Genomic DNA, 20,396 nt, shown 5'->3' with positions numbered 1-20,396 from the left:
AGGTTACCGCCTTGTGAAACGCGGAATTAGCAGGACGATTTTGGGATCTTCACATCCCATGCCACAATCGAGGTCCTTCTCGCAGCGCGACACCGGGTACCGGTTGTTGCGCATCGCGTTCGGACGGTTCCCCCGACCGGCGCGACGGGATTTTCTGTCGTCACTTACCTCTGAACCCCCTCTATGCCTATTGCGATCAAGGAATGGGCGGTCACTGTCCGCGCCCTTGCCGAAGGTGAGCAGCTCGTCACCCTCCGCAAGGGCGGCGTCGGTGAGCCGAGCAGGAATTTCTCGCTCGAGCATGACCGCTTCTTCCTCTACCCGACCTTTGACCACCAGCGCTACGACTTGGTGCGTGATTCGCACCAGCCGGAGCTCCGCCGCGCCCTCGAAGAGGGCGTATGGCCGGACGGTGAGCCCCCGCTGCACGCGTTGACTCGCGACGGTGGAATCGGCCAGCCGGACCGCGTGCGGATTCGCGCCTGGGCGGAGGTCACCGCCAGCTGGACGATCACCGATCCCCGCACGGTCGGCGAGTTGTCCCCCTACTACGTGTGGACCACCGACTACGCCGAAAAGCGCCTTGCTTGGAAGCGTCGTCACCCGCTGCACGTCGTCCTGCTCCGCACGTATCGGATCCCGCGTCCGGTGACCGTTCGTGTGAAGGACGAGTTCGGTGGCTGTCGTTCGTGGCTTGAGATCACGCGCGACCTGCCCTTCGAGGGCACCCCGGTGTTGTCGGACGACGAGTTCGACCGTGCCCGCGAGCAGATCGCAGAGATCTGCGACGCGCGCGTCCCGGCGCTGGTCTAAGCCGGAACGCGGGTTGCAGCACCCTGATGAAGTGACCGTGGAGCGGCGGCGAGCGAAGGAGGAGGTCGCCGCCGCTTCGCGCGTTCTGGTGGTCGGGATCGGTGGCGGAGGAGACGTCGCCGGCGCCCTCGCCGCCGCCGAATCCGCGCGCGCTCTCGGTGTCACCGACGCGATCGTCGGCGGCCTTACATGGGAGCGCCGACCGGTCGACCCGCTGCCCGGCCCGCGCCTCCTCGACGAGATCGAGGGGCTCGTCGAGCGCCTCGGCGACGGCACTTCCGCCGCCATCGCCGGCCCGGACACCACCGGCCCCGGCGGCTTCCGCTTCTGCGAGGCCGACATGTCGGCCTTCCTCGACGGCGCGCCGGTCCTGCTGGTCGACCCGAACCCGGGCCCACGCGCGATCGCCGCGGGCCTCGACGCGGCAGCCCGGCATTTCACGGCCGACATGGTGATCCTGCTTGACGTCGGTGGCGACGTCCTCACCCACGGCACCGAGCCCGGCCTCGCCTCCCCGCTGGCCGACGCGACCGTCCTCGCCGCCGCGCTCCACATGGCCACGCCGACGCTCGGCATCGTCTTCGGCACCGGCTGCGACGGCGAGCTGACGCCCGCCGAGGTCGCTGAGCGCCTGGACGAGGTCGCTGCCGCCGGCGGCGACCTCGGCGACCTGCCGCTTCCGGACGCCGCCATCGCCCGGACCGAGGCGTCGCTGGCCCACGTCACGACCGAAGCCTCCGCGATGGCCCTGCGCTGCGCCCGCGGCGAGACCGGCGACGTCCCGATCCGCCAAGGCCGCCGCACCGTCCCGCTCACGCCCGCCGGCGGCCGCCTGATCTGCTTCGACCCCAAGCTCGCGATCGCCTCCGCCGCGCGCCTCGCCGCCGCGGTGGCCGACGCCTCCTCGCTCGAGGACGCCCAGCAGATCCTCACCGCCCTCGGCGTCCGCACCGAGCTCGACTACGAGCGCGACGCCGCGGCGCAGTCCGCGCCTTAGAGCAGTCGGTCCAGGTACCACCCCGCGTTGCGCACCATCTGCTCGGGCCACTCGTAGCTGATCAGCGGCACGATCGTCCAGACGGCCAGGAACGCCACCCCGCCGATCATCACCCGCCGGTCGCGCGCCTCGCAGAAGGCGAGCACGCCAAGCACGAGCAGTGAGTAGTAGGGCCATTCGAGCATCCGGGTGAACGTCGCGGAGCGCAGCGTGTCGGCGCCGGTGAAGAACACCAAGATGAGCACGACCGGGATCGCCGCGAGCAGGAGCAGCGTCGCGGCCCGGCGCAGGTTGGTCTGCTCGGCGTCGGTGCGCAGGCGCCCGTACCCAACCCAGGTCGCGGCGATCAATGAGAACAGGACGCCGTAGCCGACCAAGAAGTAGGGGATGCCGCCGCAGGTCACGTTCGCGTTGCACGCGTCCTGCGAGAACGTCGGGAACGAGAGGCCAGCGAACACCCCGCCGGTGAGCTCGGTGCGCTTGGCGACCGGCGCCCCGTAACCCGGGAGGACGTGTGCCAGGAGCTCATGCACCGACCGGCCGAGCGATCCGCCGACGAGGTTGTCTGAGATCAGCAGGCCGACGACCGCGGTCGCCACCCACACGGCGACCCACCGCAGCTCGCGCCGCCCGACCCTCGGCCCGTCAACGCCCGGGCTCGCCGTGCCCCAGGCGACGAGCGCCGCGCCCACGACCGCCGCCGCGCTCGCGCCGGCCAGCATCAGCACCGGGACGATCGGCCCCGACGGTGTGCCGCGCGTGAAGGAGAACGCGGCGATCGGCAGCGCGAGGGCCAGTCCCAGCGACCCGTGCACGACGACGCGCACCGCCGCGGGCGCGAAGCCGCTCGGGCGCGCGTGCAGCCCGCGCCAGAGCACCACGGCCGCGAGCGCCACGCCGACGTAGAGCACGTTGTTGAGGTTGGTGAAGGCCAGCCCGAGCGTCGCGAGCGCCAGCGCCAAGACCGGCGCCCGACGCGGGTTGAGGACGATCAGCACCGCCACCCACGGCGCGATGATCCCGATCAGCCGCCCAGGATGCGCGAGCGCCAGCTCCGGCTGGCCGCCGCCCACGATCAACGTGTACACCCACGGGTAGATCGCGAGCGTCGAGCCGAACGTCGCCGCCACCGCTAACGCTCCGGCCAGCGCCTTGCGCCGCCGCGCCACGCGATGCACGACGCCGTACACGAGGCACAGGAACGCGGCCGTCGCGATGCCCTGCGTCACGTAGTAGACGAACCAGAGGTCGCCGTCGTGACCGTTGGCCAGCGTCAGCGGCGCGTTGTAGACCCACTCGTCGGTCTGGGTCTGCCAGTGGGCCAGGTACTCGGCGCGCCCGGCGACCATGATCCGGTCGATGTTGAGGAAGTAGGAGATCGAGTCCTGCGTGAGGTAGAAGATCCCCTGCTGGAGGCGATGGACGAGCGCCACGAGGACGAACGCCGTCGCCCCCGCCGCCGCGATGGCCGCCCCGCCACGGCGGGGCACGCCCAGGCGCACGTCCCGCAACCCGGCGACGAGCGCCCGCCGGTGCAGCGCGATCGCGGCCACCGGGAGGGCTGCGAGCCCGATCCAGGACGCGGAAGCCAGCGGCACCGCCACGAACAGCAGCTGCAGCGGCGCGAGCACGATCAGGTATCCGGGTAGGAAGCCCGCGAGGATCCGCACGGGCGCCGGCCACACGTCGTCGCCGCGGATCGCCGCGACGACCGGGCTGCCGATCGCCGTCGTGGAGGTCAGGTAGACCACCTCGAACGCGACGGTCTCCAGCCATCCGCGCTGCGCGAGATCGCCAGCGAACGGGTCGATCGGCGGGAAGTTGAACTCCTTGTAGATCGTGCCGACGTCCTGGGGCAGGTACAGGGTGCTGGTCAGGTCGCGCAGCCGCGCGACGGTGATGTCCGGATCGGCCCCGACGACAATGAGCACGACCAACAGGCCGGCGGCCAGGACGAGCAGGGGCAGGAAGGCGCGGAGTCGGGTCTGCCGTGCGGCGGCCGGGTCCTCCTGCCTAGGCGCGCTGATCATCCCGCCTGCATAACGCCCGCGCCGGGGCCAATGCCAGAGCCGGACGGCATGGGCGCGGTGTGCAGACGGCCTCCCGAACCGGCGCGAAGTGGGTCGGGAACCGCTAGTTTCCTGAGTCTCGGGTGGGTCGGTCTTGCCTGGGAGATGTAGGACGCATGAGAGGGATCAGGGGTGCGGTCGCGGTGGCGGCCGTGGGATTGGCGTTCGCCGGGGAGGCGAAGGCCGATGTGCCGGTGCCCGCGTATGGCGCTGGTGATGAGAGCCAGGGCGGGTTCCGGGATGTGCTGCCGCCTGGCACGAACGGGCGCGCGAACCTGGTGGAGCTGGGGGCGTTCCTGACGACCGGCGCGCGGCCGGCGCACAACAGCGACCAGCTCTCGATGTACGCCGACCTCGTGCGGGCGACGCCGGGCATGACGTACGACAAGCTGGACAAGTACTTCAAGGACTCGACGTTCGGCGTGCGACCCAATGACATCGCCTCGACGGTGTCGCCGCGGGCCGACGTCACGATCGCGCGGGACAAGCAGTTCGGCGTGCCGCACATCTACGGGTCGACGCGAGGCGGCGCGATGTTCGGGGCCGGCTACGCGGCGGGGCAGGACCGGCTGTTCTTCATCGACGTGCTGCGCCATCTCGGACGCGGGCAGCTGAGCTCGTTCGCCGGCGGCGCGCCCGGCAACCGGGCGATGGACCAGGAGCAGTGGTCGCTGGCGCCCTACACCGAGGACGACCTCCAGCACCAGATCGACCAGTTCGACGACCTCTACGGCGCCGACGGCGTGCAGCTCCAGAACGACCTGAAGGACTACGTCGACGGTATCAACGCCTACATCACGGAGGCCAAGCTCGACCCCACCAAGATGCCCGGCGAGTACGCGGCGACCAACCACCCGCTCGGGCCGGAGCAGTGGAAGGGCACCGACATCATCGCCACCGCGTCGCTGGTCGGCGCGATCTTCGGCAAGGGCGGCGGCCAGGAGCTGGGCATGGCGCAGTTCCTTCAGCGCCTGCAGGACCGCTTCGGCGACGCTGACGGCCGCACGCTGTGGCGCCAGCTCGCGGCGTTCGACGACCCGGACGCCCCGACGACCATCAAGGACGGGTCCTTCCCGTACCAGACCGCGCCGGACAAGCCCGCGAAGGGCGCGGAGGCGCTGCCTGACGAGGGCTCGCTGGCCGTGGAGCCGCTCGTGGTGAGCGGGACGGACGCGGCGGCGGCCGGCGGCGGCGGCGCGACCGCCAGCGACCCGGCGAGCACCACCACGGGCGCGGTGACCGGCGCGCTCGGCGGCGTCCTGGGCGGCGTCAGCTCGACCGTGACCGGGACGCTCAGCGGCCTGGGCACCGGCGATCCCGCCACGGCCGTCAACGCCGCGCTGAGCGGCATCGCCCAGACGGTGGGATCCGCGACCAACGGCCTCATCGCCCTGCCCAAGTCCAACTCCAACGCCTTGGTCGTCTCCGCGGCCAAGTCCAAGTCCGGCCACCCGATCGCCGTCTTCGGCCCGCAGGTCGGCTACTTCTCGCCGCAGATCCTGATGGAGGAGGAGATCCACGCGCCGACGGTCGATGCGCGGGGCGCGTCGTTCGCCGGCGTCAACCTGTTCGTCCAGCTCGGGCACGGCCGCGACTACGCGTGGTCGGCGACCTCGGCGGGGCAGGACATCATCGACACGTTCGCGGTCCCGACCTGCCAGGACGACAGCCACTACGAGTTCCGCGGGCAGTGCCTGCCGGTCGAGGTCCTGGAGCGCACGAACTCCTGGCTGCCGAACCTGGCCGACCAGACCGCGCCCGGCACGCAGACCCTCAGGGTCCTACGCACCAAGCTCGGCCTCGTCCGCGCCCGCGGCACCGTCAACGGCAAGCCGGTGCTGTTCACGTCCCTGCGGTCGACCTACATGCACGAGGTCGACTCCGCGCGCGGGTTCTCCGACTTCAACGACCCCAACAAGATGAAGTCCCCCAAGGACTTCATGAAGGCCGCCGACAAGATCGGCTACACCTTCAACTGGCTCTACACCGACGACAAGGACATCGCCTACTACAACTCGGGCGCCAACCCGATCCGCGCCAACGGCACGACCGGCCAGCTCCCGATGACCTCCGACAAGACCTGGAAGGGCTGGGATCCGGAGACCAACCTGGCGACCTACACGCCGGCCGCCCAGCACCCGCAGGTCGTAAACCAGGACTGGATCACCTCCTGGAACAACAAGCAGGCCAAGGGCTTTGCCGGCGCGGACTCCAACCTGTTCAGCTCGGTCTTCCGCTCGCAGATGCTCGACCGCCAGATCGAGAAGCGTCTGCCGAAGGCCACGTCGAAGATCGACCTCCCCGGCCTCGTCGACGCGATGGAGGAGGCCGGGACGACCGACCTGCGCGGCCAGGAGGACCTACCGCTCGCGCTCAAGGTGATTGGGAACCCGAGCGACCCGGACCTGAAGGCGGCGGTCAAGACCCTCAAGGCCTGGATCAAGGACGGCACCCAGCGGCGCGACAAGGACAACAACAACGTCTACGAGCACGCCGACGCGATCCGGATCCTCGACGCGTGGTGGCCGCTCTGGTTGAAGGCGCAGTTCCAGCCGACGCTGGGACCGACGATCTTCCAGACCCTCCCCCACGCCCAGGACAACAGTCCCAACAACCACGGCGACCACCTCGGCTCGGCCTTCCAGGAGGGCTGGTACGGCTACGTCAAGAAGGACCTCAACACGGTCCTCGGCACCAAGGTCAAGGAGCCCTACGCGCGCACGTTCTGCGGCAAGGGCGACCTCGCCGCCTGTCGCACCGCGCTACGGCAGTCGCTGAAGCAGGCCATCAAGGTCCCGGCGTCAACCGTTTACGCCAACGACGCCACCTGCGCCGACGCCAAGCGCGACGGCGAGCAGACCTGCTTCGACGCGGTCTCCTTCCGCGCGCTGGGCGGCATCTCGCAGCCGCTGATCCCGTGGATCAACCGCCCGACCTACCAGCAGGCGGTGGAGATCAAGGGCCACCGGGCCCGCTAGCTACGCAGATGCGCCCAGGCCTCCGGGTTGGCTTCGAGCCAACCCGGAAGGTCGAGGGCCTCGCGACCGAGCAGCGTCGGGATCGCGTCTGAGACCACGTCCATCTCGCCGGTCCCGATCGCGACGTAGGAGGTGACCCAGCCGTCGATCTCCCAGTCGGGGCGATCCAAGGGAAACCGCGACTCGTAGGCGCCCTGGACGGTCTCGTTCTTGAACGTGATCTCGCGACCGGTCACCGCGGAGAGCTGCTCGGCGGCCCACGCCACGGTGTGCGCCTCCGGCCCGGTCAAGTCATAGGTGACGCCCTCGTGGGCGCCCACGTCTGCGAGCACCGCGGCCGCGAAGTCGGCGACGTCGGAGCGTGCGACCCACGCGCAGCGCCCCTCTCCCGCCGGCCCGCGGATCACGCCGTTCTCGCCAACCAGCTTCGGCACGTAGTCCAGGTACTGCGAGTTGCGCAGGAAGGTCCACGCCATCCCGCTCTCGCGGATCAGCTGCTCGGTCGCGTAGTGGTCCTGGGCGAAGGTGAACGTCGCGTCCGGGTCCGCACCCAAGAACGAGGTGTAGACGACGTGGCGTACGCCCGCGTCGGCCGCCGCGCTCACCGCGTGCGCATGCTCAACCACGCGATCCGCGGACTCAGAAGCCGACACCAACAACAACGTCGAGGCCCCCGCCAGCGCCTCGCGCAACAAAGGCTCATCCCGATACCCGCGCGGCCCGATCTGCCGCGCCTCCAGGCCAGCCACGCCGGGCACCCGCGCCAGGTCGCGCGCCAGCCCGCACACGTCCACCCCGCGGCCTTCGAGCAGCTGCGCCACGCGCCCGCCGATCCCGCCGGTCACACCCGTCACCGCGATCACACCAACAACTCCGTCCCGATCCACGCCACCAGGGCCACGAGCACAAGCGCGCTCAGCAACCCCACCAACAACCGTCCCGGCGCCACGATCGGCCGCTCAGAGCCCTCGCCACCGCCTGACGGCACCACGTCGACCTGCATCAGCACGTCGCGCGCCACGTCAACGCCCGACCGCGGCACCATGATGTCCCGCGGCCCCGCCGCCAGCATGTCCGGCACGTCGAACCCGGCCGAGCGCCGCAGCATCGACGGCACGCCCTCTTCCAGCAGCAGCCCTTGGATCCACTCGGCCTCGGCCTGGTGGCGCGCCCGCGCGACCTTCGTCAGCGGCCCTTCGGAGAGCTGCGGCTTGATCTTCCGCGCGCGCTCGTGCTGATCGGAGACCACGAAGTCGGCGTCACGCGGCAGCCGCGCGTCGATCAACGGCATTCCGCAGTCGCGACAGAAGCGCTCCTCGGGCGCATGCGAGATCCCACACGACGGGCAGACCGGAGGCGGCGCGTCGTCGTCAGACGCCGGCATCGGCCGTGACCTCGACCGCGGTCTGGGTGACCGTGCCGTCCGGGTCGATGCGCCAATTGCGGACGTCGGGCTCCTCGCCGGCCGTCCCGATGATCAGCCACTCCACGCCCGGCCAGTTGACCGCGAAGTTGATGTCGGTCTGCGACGGCCGCGGCTCGGACCGCGTGTGCGAGTGGTAGATGATCGCCTCGCGGCCGTCCTCGTCGGCGTCGGCCAGCTGAAGCAGGTCCTTCGGCCCGATCTCGAAGCGGAACGGGCTCGGGGTCGTGTTCTCGACCTCTACGACCTCAATGGCCACGCCATCGCGTAGCCAGACGAAACCACAGCACTCGTTGGGCGCCTCACGCAACGCGTGGTCGACGACCTGCTGTAGCAATGCCGGGGCGATCTTCATGGTCACCCCGACACTAGCGATCCGAGCTACTCGCTCTTGATCGCCGGCTTCTCGTCGTCGTCAACGTGCATCCCGTTGAGCGAGTCCTTGAACTCGCGCATCCCCTTGCCCAGCGAGCGGCCCGCCTCGGGCAGCTTCTTCGGGCCGAGGACGATCAAGGCAATGACGAGGATGATAAGCAGTTCAGGAACACCGACACCGGGCATAGGTCACATTCTCGCAGACGTCGTGTTGCGGTTGGGTTGGATCGCCGTCCAAACCTGTATCGGCATTTACCACCACACAGTCGAGTCGAGGTTGGCGACCTCGTCGACCGGCAGCGTGTAGATCCCGGATGACAGGTACTTCCAGCCGTCATCGCAGACGATGAAGACGACGTTGCCCTCGTCCATCTCGTTGGCGATCCGGACGGCGATCGAGGCGATCGCGCCGCTCGAGACGCCGGCGAAGATCCCCTCCTCGTCAAGCAGCTTGCGCGTCCAGATGATCGCGTCGCGGTTGGTGACGAAGATCTTCCGGTCGAGCACGGAGAGGTCGATGATCGGCGGGATGAAGCCGTCGTCCAGCGAGCGCAGGCCCTGGACGGGCTCGCCCTGCATGGGCTCGGCCGCGACGATCTTGACCGCGTCGCCGAGCTCCTCCTTGAAGCGGCGCCCGTTGCCCATCAGCGTGCCGCCGGTGCCCAGGCCCGCGACGAACGCGGAGATGTCGCCGTCCAGCTCGCGCAGGATCTCCGGCGCGGTGCCCTCGTAGTGGGCGCGCGGGTTCGCGGCGTTCCCGTACTGGTAGGGCATGTAGTAGGAGGCGTCCTCCTCGGCCATCTTCAGCGCCATCGCGACGGCTCCGTTGGAGCCCTGGTCGCCCGGCGAGTAGACGATCTGCGCCCCGTACATCTCCAGGAGCTGCGTGCGCTCCGGGGTGACGTTGTCGGGCATGACGACCTTGAGCTTGTAGCCCTTGCGTGAGCAGATCATCGCCAGCGCGATGCCGGTGTTGCCCGACGTCGGCTCCAGGATCGTCATCCCGGGCTGGATCGCGCCCTTCTCCTCGGCGTCCTCGATCAGCGCCCGCGCGACGCGGTCCTTGACCGAGCCCGTCGGGTTGTGGGACTCCATCTTGGCCCAGATGCGCACGCCCGGCTTAGGCGACAGGCGGCGCAGCTCGACCAACGGGGTGTTGCCGATCGCCTGCACGATGTCGCCGTAGCGACCGCCGCAAGGCCGGTTCTGAAGGGGCGGGACAGCCATAACTTCACGAAATATAGCGATGGTCCAGCAGCGCGCCTACGCGCGCGGACGCTATGCCCCGTGCCCGTCCGGCAACGGCTCGAGCAGGAACATCTCGACGCTGTAGTCCGGGTCCAGCAGCAGCTGGGAGTGGTAGGTCAGGACGCGACGGCCGGTGACGTCGGAGACCGCGCCGGTCATCCGGTCGGTCATCACCGCCTGGAACCGCAGGCGCACGGTGCGGACCATCTCGCCTTCGCCGGCGTCGACGAGCGTGCGCTCGTTGCGCGTGAGGCCCTCGTCCAGCACGACGAAGACCCAGTCGTCGTTGAAATACGTCTTGGCCGCGGTCGGACCCTTGCCGTAGAACTCCTTGAAGAGCGCGACGATCGCGTTGGCGATCGCCGCACGCTGCTCCCCTGGATCGACGGCTGGGGTCACGACCCGCCGGCCATGGCCGGCAGGATCACGAGGCTGTCGCCCTCGCCGACGGGCGTCGTCAGCCCGTCGAGCACGCGGACGTCCTCGTCGTTGAGGTAGACGTTGACGTACTTGTTGAGCTCGCCCTCGGCGCTGAAGAGCTGACCGCGCGTGTCGGGATGGGCGGTCGCCAGGCCCTCGAGGACCTCGCCGACGTTGGCGCCATCGGCGCTCACCTCACGCTCGCCGCCAACGGACGGGCGCAGGACGGGGGGAATGCGGATCGTTGCCATAGCTTTTCGGGACCCTAGCCCTTAGCCCGCCGCGGCGCAGAACGCCTCGTAGTCGGGGAACACGCCGAGCTCCTCGTCGGTGATCGACTCGGGCTCGCGCGAGCAGATCGGGCACTCGGGGTCGCGGCGGACCTTCAGCTCGGTGGTCGTCGCGTCGAGCGCGTCGTAGATCAGCAGGCGGCCGATGAGCGGCTCGCCCTGACCGATGATCAACTTGATGACCTCGGTCGCCTGGAGCAGGCCCATCGTGCCCGGCAGCACGCCGAGGACGCCGTTGGCGCCGCACGACGGCGCCAGCTCGGCCGGCGGCGGCGAGTTAAAGAGGCAGCGGTAGCACGGGCCGTCGTACGGGGCGAAGACGCTGAGCTGGCCCTCAAAGCCGAGGATCGCGGCGCTGACGACCGGGATCTTCAGGCGCACCGACGCGTCGTTGAGCAGGTAGCGCGTCGGGAAGTTGTCGACGCCGTCGACGACGATGTCGAAGTCCTTGATGATGTCGACGATGTTCGAGGCGTCCAGGCGCGTCTGGAACTTCTTGACGACGACGTCCGGGTTGAGGTCGTTGATCGCCTGCTCGGCGGAGTCGACCTTCGCGACGCCGACGCGCGAGGTGGAGTGGATGACCTGGCGCTGGAGGTTGGAGACGTCGACCACGTCGTCGTCGACGATGCCGATCGTGCCGACGCCGGCGGCGGCGAGGTAGAGCGCGGTCGGCGAGCCGAGGCCGCCGGCGCCGAGCAGCAGCACCTTGGCGTCGAGCAGCTTCTCCTGGCCCTCGACGCCGACCTCGTTGAGCAGGAAGTGGCGCGAGTAGCGCTGGCGCTGCTCGGGCGTGAACGTGCGCGGGGTGTCGACGGCGTAGCCGCGGTCCTTCCACAACGTGAAGCCGCCGGTCATCGACTCGACGTGCTCGTAGCCGAGCTCCTCGCGCAGCGTCTTGGCGGCGAGCGCGGAGCGGTTGCCCGAGGCGCAGTAGAGGATCACGCGGTCCGAGCGGTTCGGGGCGGCGCCCTCGATCCGGGACTCCAGGTGGCCGCGGGTGACGAACTTCGCGCCGGGGATGTGGCCGGCGGACCACTCGTCCTGCTCGCGGACGTCAACGATGACGACGCCGTGGGCGCCGAGGACCTCGCTCACGGCGGAGGGGTCGGTCTCGTTGATCTGGGCCTTGACCTGCTTGATGTACTCGGCGCCGGAAGGGCTCATCGGAGGGTAATCACCTGAACGTCGGTCGGGATTCGCGCTTCAGAAAGTGTAGCGCGCGGAGACCGCGTTGCCGAGAGCCGAGAAGAGTGGAGGTCACCGTTCATCCGGGGTGCCCCCCGGCGCCGGATGAACGGTGCCTCGCCACCTTGCCTTACCGAGACTGAAAAGCCTGCCGGTCGGGACTTGCTGCACCACCAGTATCGGATTTGGCGCGAGCGGCCGATATGGGGTCTAGACCCCAAGATGCGCAAGCCGACGCTCGCCACCCAAATTCTCGCGATCAACGCCCTGCTGATCGTCGCCACCGGCGCGGCGGCGATCGCGGCTGCGCGCCTGTCGTGGGACGACGTCGTCGGCCGACGCCAGGCGCTCGTGCTGGTCGCGGGCATCCTCGGCGCCGTCCTGGTCAACGGCTTCGTGCTGCGCCGCCGCTTCGCGCCGCTGGAGAAGCTGATCGACGTCATGGAGCGGATCGACCTCGCGACGCCCGGCAAGCGCGCCGACGTGCCGGAGGCCGACTCCGAGGACGTCATCCGGCTCGTGCAGGCGTTCAACCGCATGCTCGACCGCATCGAGGACGAGCGGTCCCGGACCGCCGCCGCGGTGCTCCAGGGCCAAGAGGCCGAGCGCGCACGCGTCGCGCGCGATCTGCACGACGAGTGCAACCAGGCGCTGACCGCGGTCCTGCTGCGGCTGGAGGCACACGTCCACGACGCGCCGCCTGCGCTGGAGGCCGAGCTGCGGGAAACCAAGAGCGTGGCGATCACCGCGATGGACGAGCTGCTGCGCCTGGCGCGCGAGCTGCGCCCGGCCGCGTTGGACGACCACGGTCTGGAGGCCGCGCTGCGCACCCAGCTGGAGCGCTTCAGCGACGCGACGGGCGTCCCGGCCGTGTTGCGCTGCTACGACCCTTTGACCGACCTCGCCGACCACGAGCAGACGGTGGTCTACCGCGTGGTGCAGGAGTCGCTGTCCAACGTGACGCGCCACGCGAACGCGACGAGCGTGATCGTCGAGGTCGGGCGCGACCACGGGCGGCCGGTCGTGCGCGTCGTCGACGACGGCGTCGGGTTCTCTCCCGGCGACGCGACCGACGGCATCGGCCTGGTGGGCATGCGCGAGCGCGCACGCCTCGCGCGCGGGCGCGTGCGGGTCGCGTCTCAGCCAGGACGCGGGACCGCCGTCGAGCTGCGCCTGGACCACGACCTCTGGGCGGAGGCGGCGGCATGAGGCTGCTGATCGCCGACGACCACGGCGTCGTGCGCGGCGGGTTGAAGCTGCTGCTGGAGCGCCAGGCCGACATGGAGGTCGTCGCCGAGGCCGGTGACGGCGCCGAGGCGGTCGAGCGCGCGCTGGCCGAACGGCCGGACGTCTGCATCCTCGACGTCTCGATGCCGAAGCTGACCGGGCTGCAGGCCGCGCGCGAGATCAAGTCGCATGCACCGGAAGTGGCGGTCTTGATCCTCTCGATGCACGACGACGACCGCTACCTCTTCGAGGCGCTGAAGGCCGGCGCGGGCGGCTACGTGTTGAAGAAGGAGGCGGACCAGTTCCTCGTGGACGCGGTCCGCTCGGTCGTCCGCAACGAGCCGTTCCTGACCAACGCGGCCCAGCGGGCGCTGGTGCGCGAGTGGATGGCCGACGACAGCACCGGGCCGGTCGAGCCGCTGACGCCGCGCGAGCAGGAGGTCCTCAAGCTGATCGCCGAGGCGCACACCAACCGCGAGATCGGCGAGATCCTGCACCTCTCCGAGAAGACCGTGGAGTCGCACCGCGGAAACCTCCTGCGCAAGCTGGGGATGCGCGATCGGGTCGAGCTGGTGCGCTACGCGATCCGGCGCGGGCTGGTCGAGCCGTAGAAATCGCTCGCCCTGCCGACGTCCTCTTGTCGGATGGGGCATCCTTGAGGGTGGTGAGCGAGCAGCAGGAGCATCCCGAGGGCGCCGTCGCGGCAGAGACCGCGCCGGAGCCGCAGCAGGAAGAGACCCCGACGGAGGCCGCGGCCCCCTCGGAGCCGGACGCGCCCACGCCTACGGGCGAGGCGCCCGCCGAGGAGACGCCGGCCGGCGCGACCGAGGGCGCGGCTGCGTCCCCGGAGGCCGACCCGGCCGGCTCCGTGCCGCCCGCGGAGGACACACCCGCGCCGGAGACGACCGAGCCGGAGGTCGCTGAGGCCGCTCCCGCCGCGGATGCGACGCCGACGGAGAACGCTCCGGCCGCCGGGGCTGAGTCGACCGAGGCCGCTCCCGCCGCCGAGGCCGCGCCTGCCGCCGACGCTCCCGCGTCCGATGAGCCCGTCGGCCCGAAGATCCTCGGCCGCGCCGAGGAGAAGAAGCTTCCCGTCGTCAAGAAGCGTCTGCAGGAGAAGCCCAAGCGCGAGCCGTTGCCGTGGCCCGAGCTGCGCGCGGCCGTCGCGGCGACCAAGGACGACCTCGACGTCGCCCAGCTCAAGGAGCTTTTCCGCGGGTTCCCGGAGAAGTTGCGCGACGAGGTCACCGAGAACGTCCGCGGGTTCAAGAAGGGCGCCCGGCGCCCGGTCTCCCAGCACGCCGCCAAGCAGCTCGCCCGCGCGTCGCACACCGCGCGCCGGATGAAGCGCAACGCGCACCCGTCCGGCGAGGTCGCCGAGGCCCTTGGCCAGGCGATGGCCGCCGAGCTGATCGCGTCGCTGGAGCCGGAGATCGCCGCCCAGGTGATCCTGCCCAAGCGCGACCTGCTCGAGCGCGAGTCCCGCCAGGCTCAGCGCCGCGCCCGCGACGAGGAGGACAAGCGCCGCGACGAGCAGCGCCGCAAGCGTCGCGAGGACGCGAAGTCCTCGCGCCAGCAGACGTCCTTCGGCGGCGGCTTCGGCGGCGCGAAGATCAAGGGCCTCGACGCGCTCGCGGCTTTGTTCGCCGACCAGGAGCCGGAGCCGGCCGATGAGCCGGAGACGCCGGCCGCGGAGGCTCCCGCGACGGAGGCCGCTCCGGCCGCCGAGGCAGCGACCGACGCCCCCGAAGCGCCGGTTACGCCCGCCACGACGAGCGCCGACGATGCCCCGGCGATCGACCCGTCGCCGGCTGACGAGACGGCGACGGCCGAGGCCGACGAAGCGCCCGTCACCCCCGCCACGACCTCCCCCGAGGCCGAGCCTCAGGCTGAGGTCGAGGGTGAGGATCAGGCGGACGAGGGCGACGCCCCGGCCTAGAGGTGCCTGCTGTCGAGACCGGCAAGGCGTCGCCGGGGGCCGGGATTCCGCCCCGCGTCCGGCTGACGCTGATGCTGGTCGCGACGCTCGTCTTGCTCGGTGCGCTGGCGGTCGTCGTCTTCGCCGGCGGGTCGAAGTCGAGCTCTGACGGGTTCGAGGGCGCGCTGCGCCCTGACGGGATCCCGCCGATCCGGTTCTCTTTGAAGGACCAGGACGGCAAGCTCGCGACGCTCGCCCAGTACCGCGGCGAGCCGGTGGTCCTCACGTTCATGTACTCGACGTGCAAGGACACCTGCCCGCTGACCGCCCAGCAGATCCGCGGCGCGCTCGACGACATCGGCCAGGACGTCCCGACGCTCGCGATCTCCGTCGATCCGGCGAACGACACGCAGTTGAATGCGCGGCGCTTCGTCAACCAGCAGTCTTTGACGGGGCGCATGCGCTTCTTGTTGGGATCGCGGGCAGAGCTGGAGCCGATCTGGAAGGCCTACGGCGTGCAGCCGCAGGGCAAGGCGTTCGACCACTCGGCGTACGTGGTGTTGGTGGATGCGCGCGGGGTTCAGCGGGTTGGGTGGCCCGTGGAGAAGCTGACGCCGGAGGGGCTGGCGCACGACCTTCGGGTTTTGGAGGCGGAGAAGGCGGCGACGCGGGCGCCGGCTGCTGGCTCCTCATAGGGCTTGTGGCGGCGCGCGAGGCGTTGGGGTTGGGCGGCGAAGGGCGTGAGGCCGCTGAGGCGTGGCGACCGCTTGGGGTGTGGATCGTCGCTGGGGGCGCTGCCAGCGGGCGGGGATTTACAGCGCATCAAGACATCAGACTCGGCCTCCACGGCGGTCCCTCGACCGTCGGGGTTCGAGGGACCAGGGGTTTCGGAGATCCGGGTCGCTGCAACCGGAATATGTCCGGCTCAAGCGACCCGCACCTCGAAACCGGGATCCGGGTCGAGTTAGCGTCGATATACGACGCTAAAACGACCCGGACCCCCAAACGCACGCCCTTCGGGCCCGAACCCTCAAACCCCAGGGCCGACGGACGCCCCTTGAGACCCGCATTCATGTCTTGCTGCAAAAGCCAGCCCGGCCGGCACCACCCGAAGCGACCATCACTCCCAGGCGGCGGCCACGCCACAACAGCCTCACGCCCTTGATGAGCGAAGAACCACCAACGCCCCGCGCCCTACGCCGCGGCGCGATGCAGCAGCCGCCCCTACCCCGCCACCAACGCGTCCAGCGCCGCGTCCGCCCGGTCCGCCGCCGCGCGATAAGCCAGGTACGCGTCGCGCCCCCGCAGCTCGCACCACAGCGCGTACGCCGCGTCTGCCTCGTCCTGCGCGCCGCGCCAGATCTCCTTCAGGACGTCGCCCTGGCGCCCGCCGCGTCGCCGCACGACGACCTCGCGGGTGTCATCGAGCCCGCGGAGGAGGTTGTGCAGCTGCCTCACCGTCATCCCGGCCGGGTCCTACCCGCCCTCGGCCGGAGATCACACGGAAGCGTCCGGCGTGTCGCCTGCGCGCTCGTCGGCGTCGTCGGGACCCAGGCGCCGGTCCTTCCAGGACTGGAACACCAGCGCGCCCACGACGATCACCACCGGCGCGAGGTACAGCAGTCCCGCCAGCCAGTGGCCGGCGTGGGCGAGGATCAACACCGCGAGCGCGCTCATGACTGCGCCGCCGCCGACAGCAGCCACAGGCCGAGCGAGGTGAACGCCACCATCACCGCGAGCATCCAGTACTGCGAGCGCGTCGCGTCGCGTGCCTTCTCGAACAGCGCCAGCGCGCGGTCGTGCGCGAGCGCCAGGCCGGCGACGTGTCCGATCACCAGCGCCGCGACCTGTACGTACCAGACGCCGGTCGCGCTGATCCACGTGTAGTTGATGGTCGACGTCGCCGTCCCGAGGAGATCCGAGCCGTCGCCCAGCGGGTCGGACGCCAGCGGCAGGATCGCCTGCCCCTGGTAGGCCACCAGCGAGAAGTAGTGCGCCAACACGTAGGCGAACGCGATCGGGATCAGCGTGTGGATGAACGACCCGCTGAGCTGCGCGGCCGTGAACCGTCCCCGCCCGACCGTGTGCATGCCCATCACGCCCAGCCGGTAGAGCACGCCGATGAAGCAGCACATGGCGACGACGCCGACCGTCCCCGCCCACTCCAGCGCGTGTTCGGCGTTCAACCCCAAGGACCCGAAGAAGTCCTGCAGGTGCGGCACGATCGAGTTCCACGTCGTGCCCTGCGAGAAGCCGTCGAACGACGTCGTCCCGATCATGATGCACAACAGCGGCACCGTGCCTGCGACCGCGCTCAGCTTCGGCGCGCCGCCCAGGACCGGGCGCGTGAACAGCCCGCGGTCCTTCCAGTGCAGCGGCGAGATCCGCGCGAACATCCCGAAGTAGACGCCAAACGCGTCGCCGCGCGTCGACCACTGCTGCACGCCGTACAGCGACATCCCGACGAGCTGCACCGCGGTGTAGGCGAGCGCCATCGTCGCCAGCTGCGACGGATCGTCCTTGTCGGCGTAGATCAGCTCGACCCACGCGAAGACCAGGACCCCGATCGCCGCCGGCCAGCGCCCCAGCCACGCCGGGTACTGCAACGGCTCCGCGCCGTCCTCCCCCGCCGCGCCGGTCCGCTTGACGACCCATCCGGCCGCCTTGCCAATCGCCAGCCACGGGTTGACCGCGCGGAAGACGTCGCCGAACAGCACGCTCACGAACGGGATGACGACCCAGAAGTACACGTAGATGATCGTCGGCAGCAGGTTTGCCGTCGCCGCCTGGGTGCCCGCGAACCCGGCGTAGATGCAGAAGACGAAGAACGCGACGCCCAGCGCGCCGAAGAAGACCTCCAGCGCGCGCGGCACGTCGAAGCGCCGTCGCTCGGCGACGTCCTGCAGTCGCGGCGTCGCCCACAGCACGGCGAGCCCGACGAACGACGCGACCAGCACGACCGCCGCCGCCCACGCGAACAGCCAGCGCGGGATCGGCAGGTCCTGCTTGCCGACCAGCCCGTGCGCGGACGCGGTCGCGGGGGCCGCGAGCGCCAGGCCCGCGCCGCACGCCGCGATCAGCGCCCGCCGGCGCCGCGGCGTCACGACGGGTCGACCTCGACTTCGGCGATCTGCTGCTCGTGATCCTCGAGCTCGACGACGAACCGACCCTCGATCGTCGCCTTGGTCTTGAAGGTGGTCGAGCCGCCGGCCTTGACGTCCTGGCCGATGTCGTAGCCGTGGAAGTGGATCTCGTCGGTCGTGTCCGAGACGACCTTGAACTCGATCGTGTCGCCCTTGGTGAACTTGATCTTCTGGATCCCGCCCACCGGCTTGGCGTTCTTGACGGTGACGACCGGGATCGCGGGCTCGGCGGGCTTCGTCGCCGCGGTCGTCGTCTTGACGATCGACGTCCCACCCGACATGTCGGTGGACGTCTCATCGGTGGACGTGGGAGCGGTCGCCGTCTGCTGCGTCGTGGACGCCGACGTCTTGTCGTTGTCGTCGTCGCCACCACCGCTGGCGACGATGAACGCCACCACCAACACCACGACGGCGCCGACCACGATCCCGATGCGGGCACGTGAGGACATGCCCGACAACCTAGATGGTCGAGGCGAAAAAGCGCGCGGTTGTGATCGTGCGGCGTGCGAGCACGACCGCGCGACTTTCGCCTCGGCCATCGGGAAGACGAAGGGGCGGCGCGTCGCAGCGACGCCCCGCCCCCGTCCGTCTTCTGCCGTCCGTCAGCTCAGATCAGCACTTGCCGAGCGTCGCCTGGGCCGGGAACGACGCGCCGGTCTCGTCGGTGAACGTCACGACGATGTCGCGCTTGCCGTCCTTGCAGCCGGTCGACTCGATGTAGCCGACCTTCTTCTTCTTGACCGTCTTGACGATCTTGCTCAACGCGACGTCGGCGTGGGTGACCGTGATGTCCAGCCCGACCTGGTGGCGCAGGAGCTCGGGCACGGTGAACTTCAGGCCGGCGTACTCGCCCTTTGTCACGTACTGCATGTCGATCGCCTGGGCCAGCGCCACCGGGCAGTTGGCCAGCTTGGAGCTGACGAACAGCGTCGCGTGACCCTTGTTGGAGGCAAACAGCGACAGCGACGCCTGGCAGGGCGACGCGGACGAGGTCGGCTGGCCGGCCGAGCCGATCAGCGCGGTCAGCTTGCCCGAGCCGATCTTCGAGCCCGACGGGCAGGACGCGACGTCGGGCGTCGACATCGCGTTCAGCGTGTCCGCCTTGCACGCGGGCAGGATGCCGGTGTTCAGCCGCCCGCCCTCGTACATGATGCTGTACGTCTGGACCGGCGGGGTCTGGTTGCCCGACGGGTCCGACACGTCGAACTTGAACGACAGGCCGCCCGGCTTGGGCTTGGCCTTCGTGCCGCCCGTGACGGTGACCGAGCCGCCGACCGCGAACGTCGTGGTTTGGGCGACAGCGACGGCCGACGCCGCGACGGCGATGGTGGCCGCCGCGGCGACCACGCGGGTGATGCGCACGCTTCCTTCTCCTCCTGCGGGGGAACTTCCGGGACGCGCCTACCTTCTTCGGGATGACCCTGCCGCGTCCTTAGGACATGCGTTTAGTCCTTTCGGAGTAGTCCCCCAACAACGACGAAGGGCGGACCATGTGGTCCGCCCTTCGTTCGTACAGCGAAACTGCTGGTCGTGCGAGTGCTACTAGATCAGCACTTGCCGGCCGGGCTGGCCTGCTTGGCCGTCTGGCCGGTCTCGGACGTGAACGTGACCTCCACGTTGCGGGTCCCCTTGCAGCCCGTCGACGTGAAGAGGCCCTTCGTGCCCTTGCCGAGCTTCTTGATCTTCGACGTGACCTTGGTCACCGAGATGTCCAGGCCGACCTGGTGCAGGAGCTCGTCCGGAACCGTGAACGTCAGGTTCCCGCCCTTGCTGTCGGTCGTCAACTTGGCGTCGATCGCCTGGTTGATCGTCGTGATGCACGTCGGGAGCTTGCCCGAGAGGAAGAGCGTGAGGCTCTTCTTCGTGCCGGCGTAGATCGACAGGTCCAGGTGGCACTTGATCGTGTCGGGCGTGACCGGCTGGCCGGCCGTGCCGACGAGCGCGTCAACCGAGCCGGAGCCGACCTTCGAGCCCGACGGGCAGGACGAGGGGTCCGGCGTCGTCATGGCGTTCAGCTTCGACGCGGCGCACTTCTTGGACACGAAGTCGGCGTTGCCCTTGACCCCGTCGAGATGAATCTTGTACGTCTTGACCGGCGAGGCGAGCGTGCTCTCCTGGGTGCCGACCGTGTAGCCGAAGTCGACGCTAACCGGCTTCGGCTTCTTCTTCGAGCCGCCGCTGGCGATCTTGCCAGAAACGGTGTACGTGTTCGTCTGCGCCAGGGCGACGGCAGCGAAGCACAAAAGCGCGGCGGCAGCAGCCACCACGAGTGAGACCTTGCGCAAAGCTTCTCCTCCAGAGAATTCG

The 20,396-nt window shown here is 69.9% G+C and carries 22 protein-coding genes; 7 read left to right on the top strand and 15 right to left on the bottom strand.

Features of this window, described 5'->3' with window-relative positions; translation table 11 throughout:
* Nucleotides 1–183 precede the first annotated feature (183 nt).
* A complete protein-coding gene (locus ACT01A_RS22600) occupies nucleotides 184–813 on the top strand; it encodes a DUF1802 family protein (RefSeq protein WP_445149364.1) in 630 nt (209 codons plus the stop codon).
* Between the two features lie 37 nt (nucleotides 814–850).
* On the top strand, nucleotides 851–1,810 hold the full coding sequence (locus ACT01A_RS22595) for a DUF1152 domain-containing protein (protein ID WP_445149363.1): 960 nt from the start codon (nucleotides 851–853) through the stop codon (nucleotides 1,808–1,810).
* Here ACT01A_RS22595 and ACT01A_RS22590 read toward each other — a convergent pair.
* Entirely contained in the window at nucleotides 1,807–3,840 is a 2,034-nt protein-coding gene (locus tag ACT01A_RS22590; protein WP_445149362.1) for a hypothetical protein, read from the bottom strand. The two genes, ACT01A_RS22595 and ACT01A_RS22590, sit on opposite strands and share 4 nt — an antisense overlap.
* A gap of 155 nt (nucleotides 3,841–3,995) precedes the next feature.
* Here ACT01A_RS22590 and ACT01A_RS22585 point away from each other — a divergent pair, with 155 nt between their 5' ends.
* A complete protein-coding gene (locus ACT01A_RS22585; RefSeq protein ID WP_445149361.1) occupies nucleotides 3,996–6,857 on the top strand; it encodes a penicillin acylase family protein in 2,862 nt (953 codons plus the stop codon).
* On the opposite strand, the gene ACT01A_RS22580 is transcribed toward ACT01A_RS22585, so the two are convergent.
* The 8 genes from ACT01A_RS22580 to moeB all read right to left on the bottom strand — a co-directional run bounded on the left by ACT01A_RS22580 (nucleotide 6,854) and on the right by moeB (nucleotide 11,780).
* Nucleotides 6,854–7,720, bottom strand: coding sequence for an NAD(P)H-binding protein (locus ACT01A_RS22580; RefSeq protein ID WP_445149360.1), 867 nt, complete (start codon nucleotides 7,718–7,720; stop codon nucleotides 6,854–6,856). The genes ACT01A_RS22585 and ACT01A_RS22580 overlap by 4 nt on opposite strands.
* Nucleotides 7,717–8,241, bottom strand: coding sequence for a hypothetical protein (locus ACT01A_RS22575; RefSeq protein ID WP_445149359.1), 525 nt, complete (start codon nucleotides 8,239–8,241; stop codon nucleotides 7,717–7,719). The genes ACT01A_RS22580 and ACT01A_RS22575 overlap by 4 nt, the downstream gene beginning before the upstream one ends.
* Nucleotides 8,228–8,635: a Mov34/MPN/PAD-1 family protein gene (locus ACT01A_RS22570; RefSeq protein ID WP_445149358.1), complete on the bottom strand. Its 408-nt coding sequence runs from the start codon at nucleotides 8,633–8,635 to the stop codon at nucleotides 8,228–8,230. The genes ACT01A_RS22575 and ACT01A_RS22570 overlap by 14 nt, the downstream gene beginning before the upstream one ends.
* 26 nt (nucleotides 8,636–8,661) lie before the next feature.
* The gene (gene tatA, locus ACT01A_RS22565) at nucleotides 8,662–8,841 is read right to left on the bottom strand and encodes a twin-arginine translocase TatA/TatE family subunit (RefSeq protein WP_445149357.1); all 180 of its coding nucleotides are present in this window, start codon (nucleotides 8,839–8,841) and stop codon (nucleotides 8,662–8,664) included.
* A 66-nt stretch (nucleotides 8,842–8,907) separates the two neighbouring features.
* A complete protein-coding gene (locus ACT01A_RS22560; RefSeq protein WP_445149356.1) occupies nucleotides 8,908–9,882 on the bottom strand; it encodes a PLP-dependent cysteine synthase family protein in 975 nt (324 codons plus the stop codon).
* 51 nt (nucleotides 9,883–9,933) lie between these two features.
* Nucleotides 9,934–10,302, bottom strand: coding sequence for a DUF2294 domain-containing protein (locus tag ACT01A_RS22555; protein WP_445149355.1), 369 nt, complete (start codon nucleotides 10,300–10,302; stop codon nucleotides 9,934–9,936).
* Nucleotides 10,299–10,574 carry a ubiquitin-like small modifier protein 1 gene (locus tag ACT01A_RS22550; RefSeq protein WP_445149354.1) on the bottom strand — a complete coding sequence of 92 codons (276 nt, stop codon included), beginning with the start codon at nucleotides 10,572–10,574 and terminating at the stop codon, nucleotides 10,299–10,301. The genes ACT01A_RS22555 and ACT01A_RS22550 overlap by 4 nt, the downstream gene beginning before the upstream one ends.
* Nucleotides 10,575–10,595: 21 nt before the next feature.
* On the bottom strand, nucleotides 10,596–11,780 hold the full coding sequence (moeB, locus tag ACT01A_RS22545) for a molybdopterin-synthase adenylyltransferase MoeB (protein ID WP_445149353.1): 1,185 nt from the start codon (nucleotides 11,778–11,780) through the stop codon (nucleotides 10,596–10,598).
* Between the two features lie 243 nt (nucleotides 11,781–12,023).
* On the opposite strand from moeB, the gene ACT01A_RS22540 reads away from it, so the two are divergent.
* From ACT01A_RS22540 to ACT01A_RS22525, 4 genes are read left to right on the top strand one after another with little or no spacing between them, the layout of a single operon-like run.
* Entirely contained in the window at nucleotides 12,024–13,010 is a 987-nt protein-coding gene (locus ACT01A_RS22540; protein WP_445149352.1) for an ATP-binding protein, read from the top strand.
* On the top strand, nucleotides 13,007–13,639 hold the full coding sequence (locus tag ACT01A_RS22535) for a response regulator (protein ID WP_445149351.1): 633 nt from the start codon (nucleotides 13,007–13,009) through the stop codon (nucleotides 13,637–13,639). The genes ACT01A_RS22540 and ACT01A_RS22535 overlap by 4 nt, the downstream gene beginning before the upstream one ends.
* A 53-nt stretch (nucleotides 13,640–13,692) precedes the next feature.
* Entirely contained in the window at nucleotides 13,693–14,967 is a 1,275-nt protein-coding gene (locus ACT01A_RS22530; protein ID WP_445149350.1) for a hypothetical protein, read from the top strand.
* 2 nt (nucleotides 14,968–14,969) lie between these two features.
* On the top strand, nucleotides 14,970–15,641 hold the full coding sequence (locus ACT01A_RS22525; RefSeq protein WP_445149349.1) for an SCO family protein: 672 nt from the start codon (nucleotides 14,970–14,972) through the stop codon (nucleotides 15,639–15,641).
* A gap of 529 nt (nucleotides 15,642–16,170) precedes the next feature.
* On the opposite strand, the gene ACT01A_RS22520 is transcribed toward ACT01A_RS22525, so the two are convergent.
* From ACT01A_RS22520 to ACT01A_RS22495, 6 genes are all read right to left on the bottom strand, one after another.
* Nucleotides 16,171–16,410 carry a hypothetical protein gene (locus ACT01A_RS22520; protein ID WP_445149348.1) on the bottom strand — a complete coding sequence of 80 codons (240 nt, stop codon included), beginning with the start codon at nucleotides 16,408–16,410 and terminating at the stop codon, nucleotides 16,171–16,173.
* A gap of 33 nt (nucleotides 16,411–16,443) precedes the next feature.
* The gene (locus ACT01A_RS22515) at nucleotides 16,444–16,623 is read right to left on the bottom strand and encodes a hypothetical protein (RefSeq protein WP_445149347.1); all 180 of its coding nucleotides are present in this window, start codon (nucleotides 16,621–16,623) and stop codon (nucleotides 16,444–16,446) included.
* Nucleotides 16,620–18,050 (bottom strand): fenitrothion hydrolase, encoded by a 1,431-nt coding sequence (locus ACT01A_RS22510; RefSeq protein ID WP_445149346.1) that lies wholly within the window; start codon nucleotides 18,048–18,050, stop codon nucleotides 16,620–16,622. The genes ACT01A_RS22515 and ACT01A_RS22510 overlap by 4 nt, the downstream gene beginning before the upstream one ends.
* A complete protein-coding gene (locus ACT01A_RS22505) occupies nucleotides 18,047–18,538 on the bottom strand; it encodes a hypothetical protein (RefSeq protein ID WP_445149345.1) in 492 nt (163 codons plus the stop codon). Before ACT01A_RS22505 ends, ACT01A_RS22510 begins: the two co-directional genes overlap by 4 nt.
* A gap of 163 nt (nucleotides 18,539–18,701) precedes the next feature.
* Nucleotides 18,702–19,451 (bottom strand): hypothetical protein, encoded by a 750-nt coding sequence (locus ACT01A_RS22500; protein ID WP_445149344.1) that lies wholly within the window; start codon nucleotides 19,449–19,451, stop codon nucleotides 18,702–18,704.
* Nucleotides 19,452–19,636: 185 nt separating this feature from the next.
* Complete coding sequence (locus ACT01A_RS22495; protein ID WP_445149343.1) at nucleotides 19,637–20,374, bottom strand: hypothetical protein; 738 nt, start codon at nucleotides 20,372–20,374, stop codon at nucleotides 19,637–19,639.
* Nucleotides 20,375–20,396: the final 22 nt, after the last annotated feature.

The sequence above is a fragment of the Baekduia sp. Peel2402 genome (assembly GCF_052567285.1).
The sequence above is the reverse complement of the archived record's forward strand: the minus strand, read 5'-3'. Positions and strand labels throughout refer to the sequence as shown.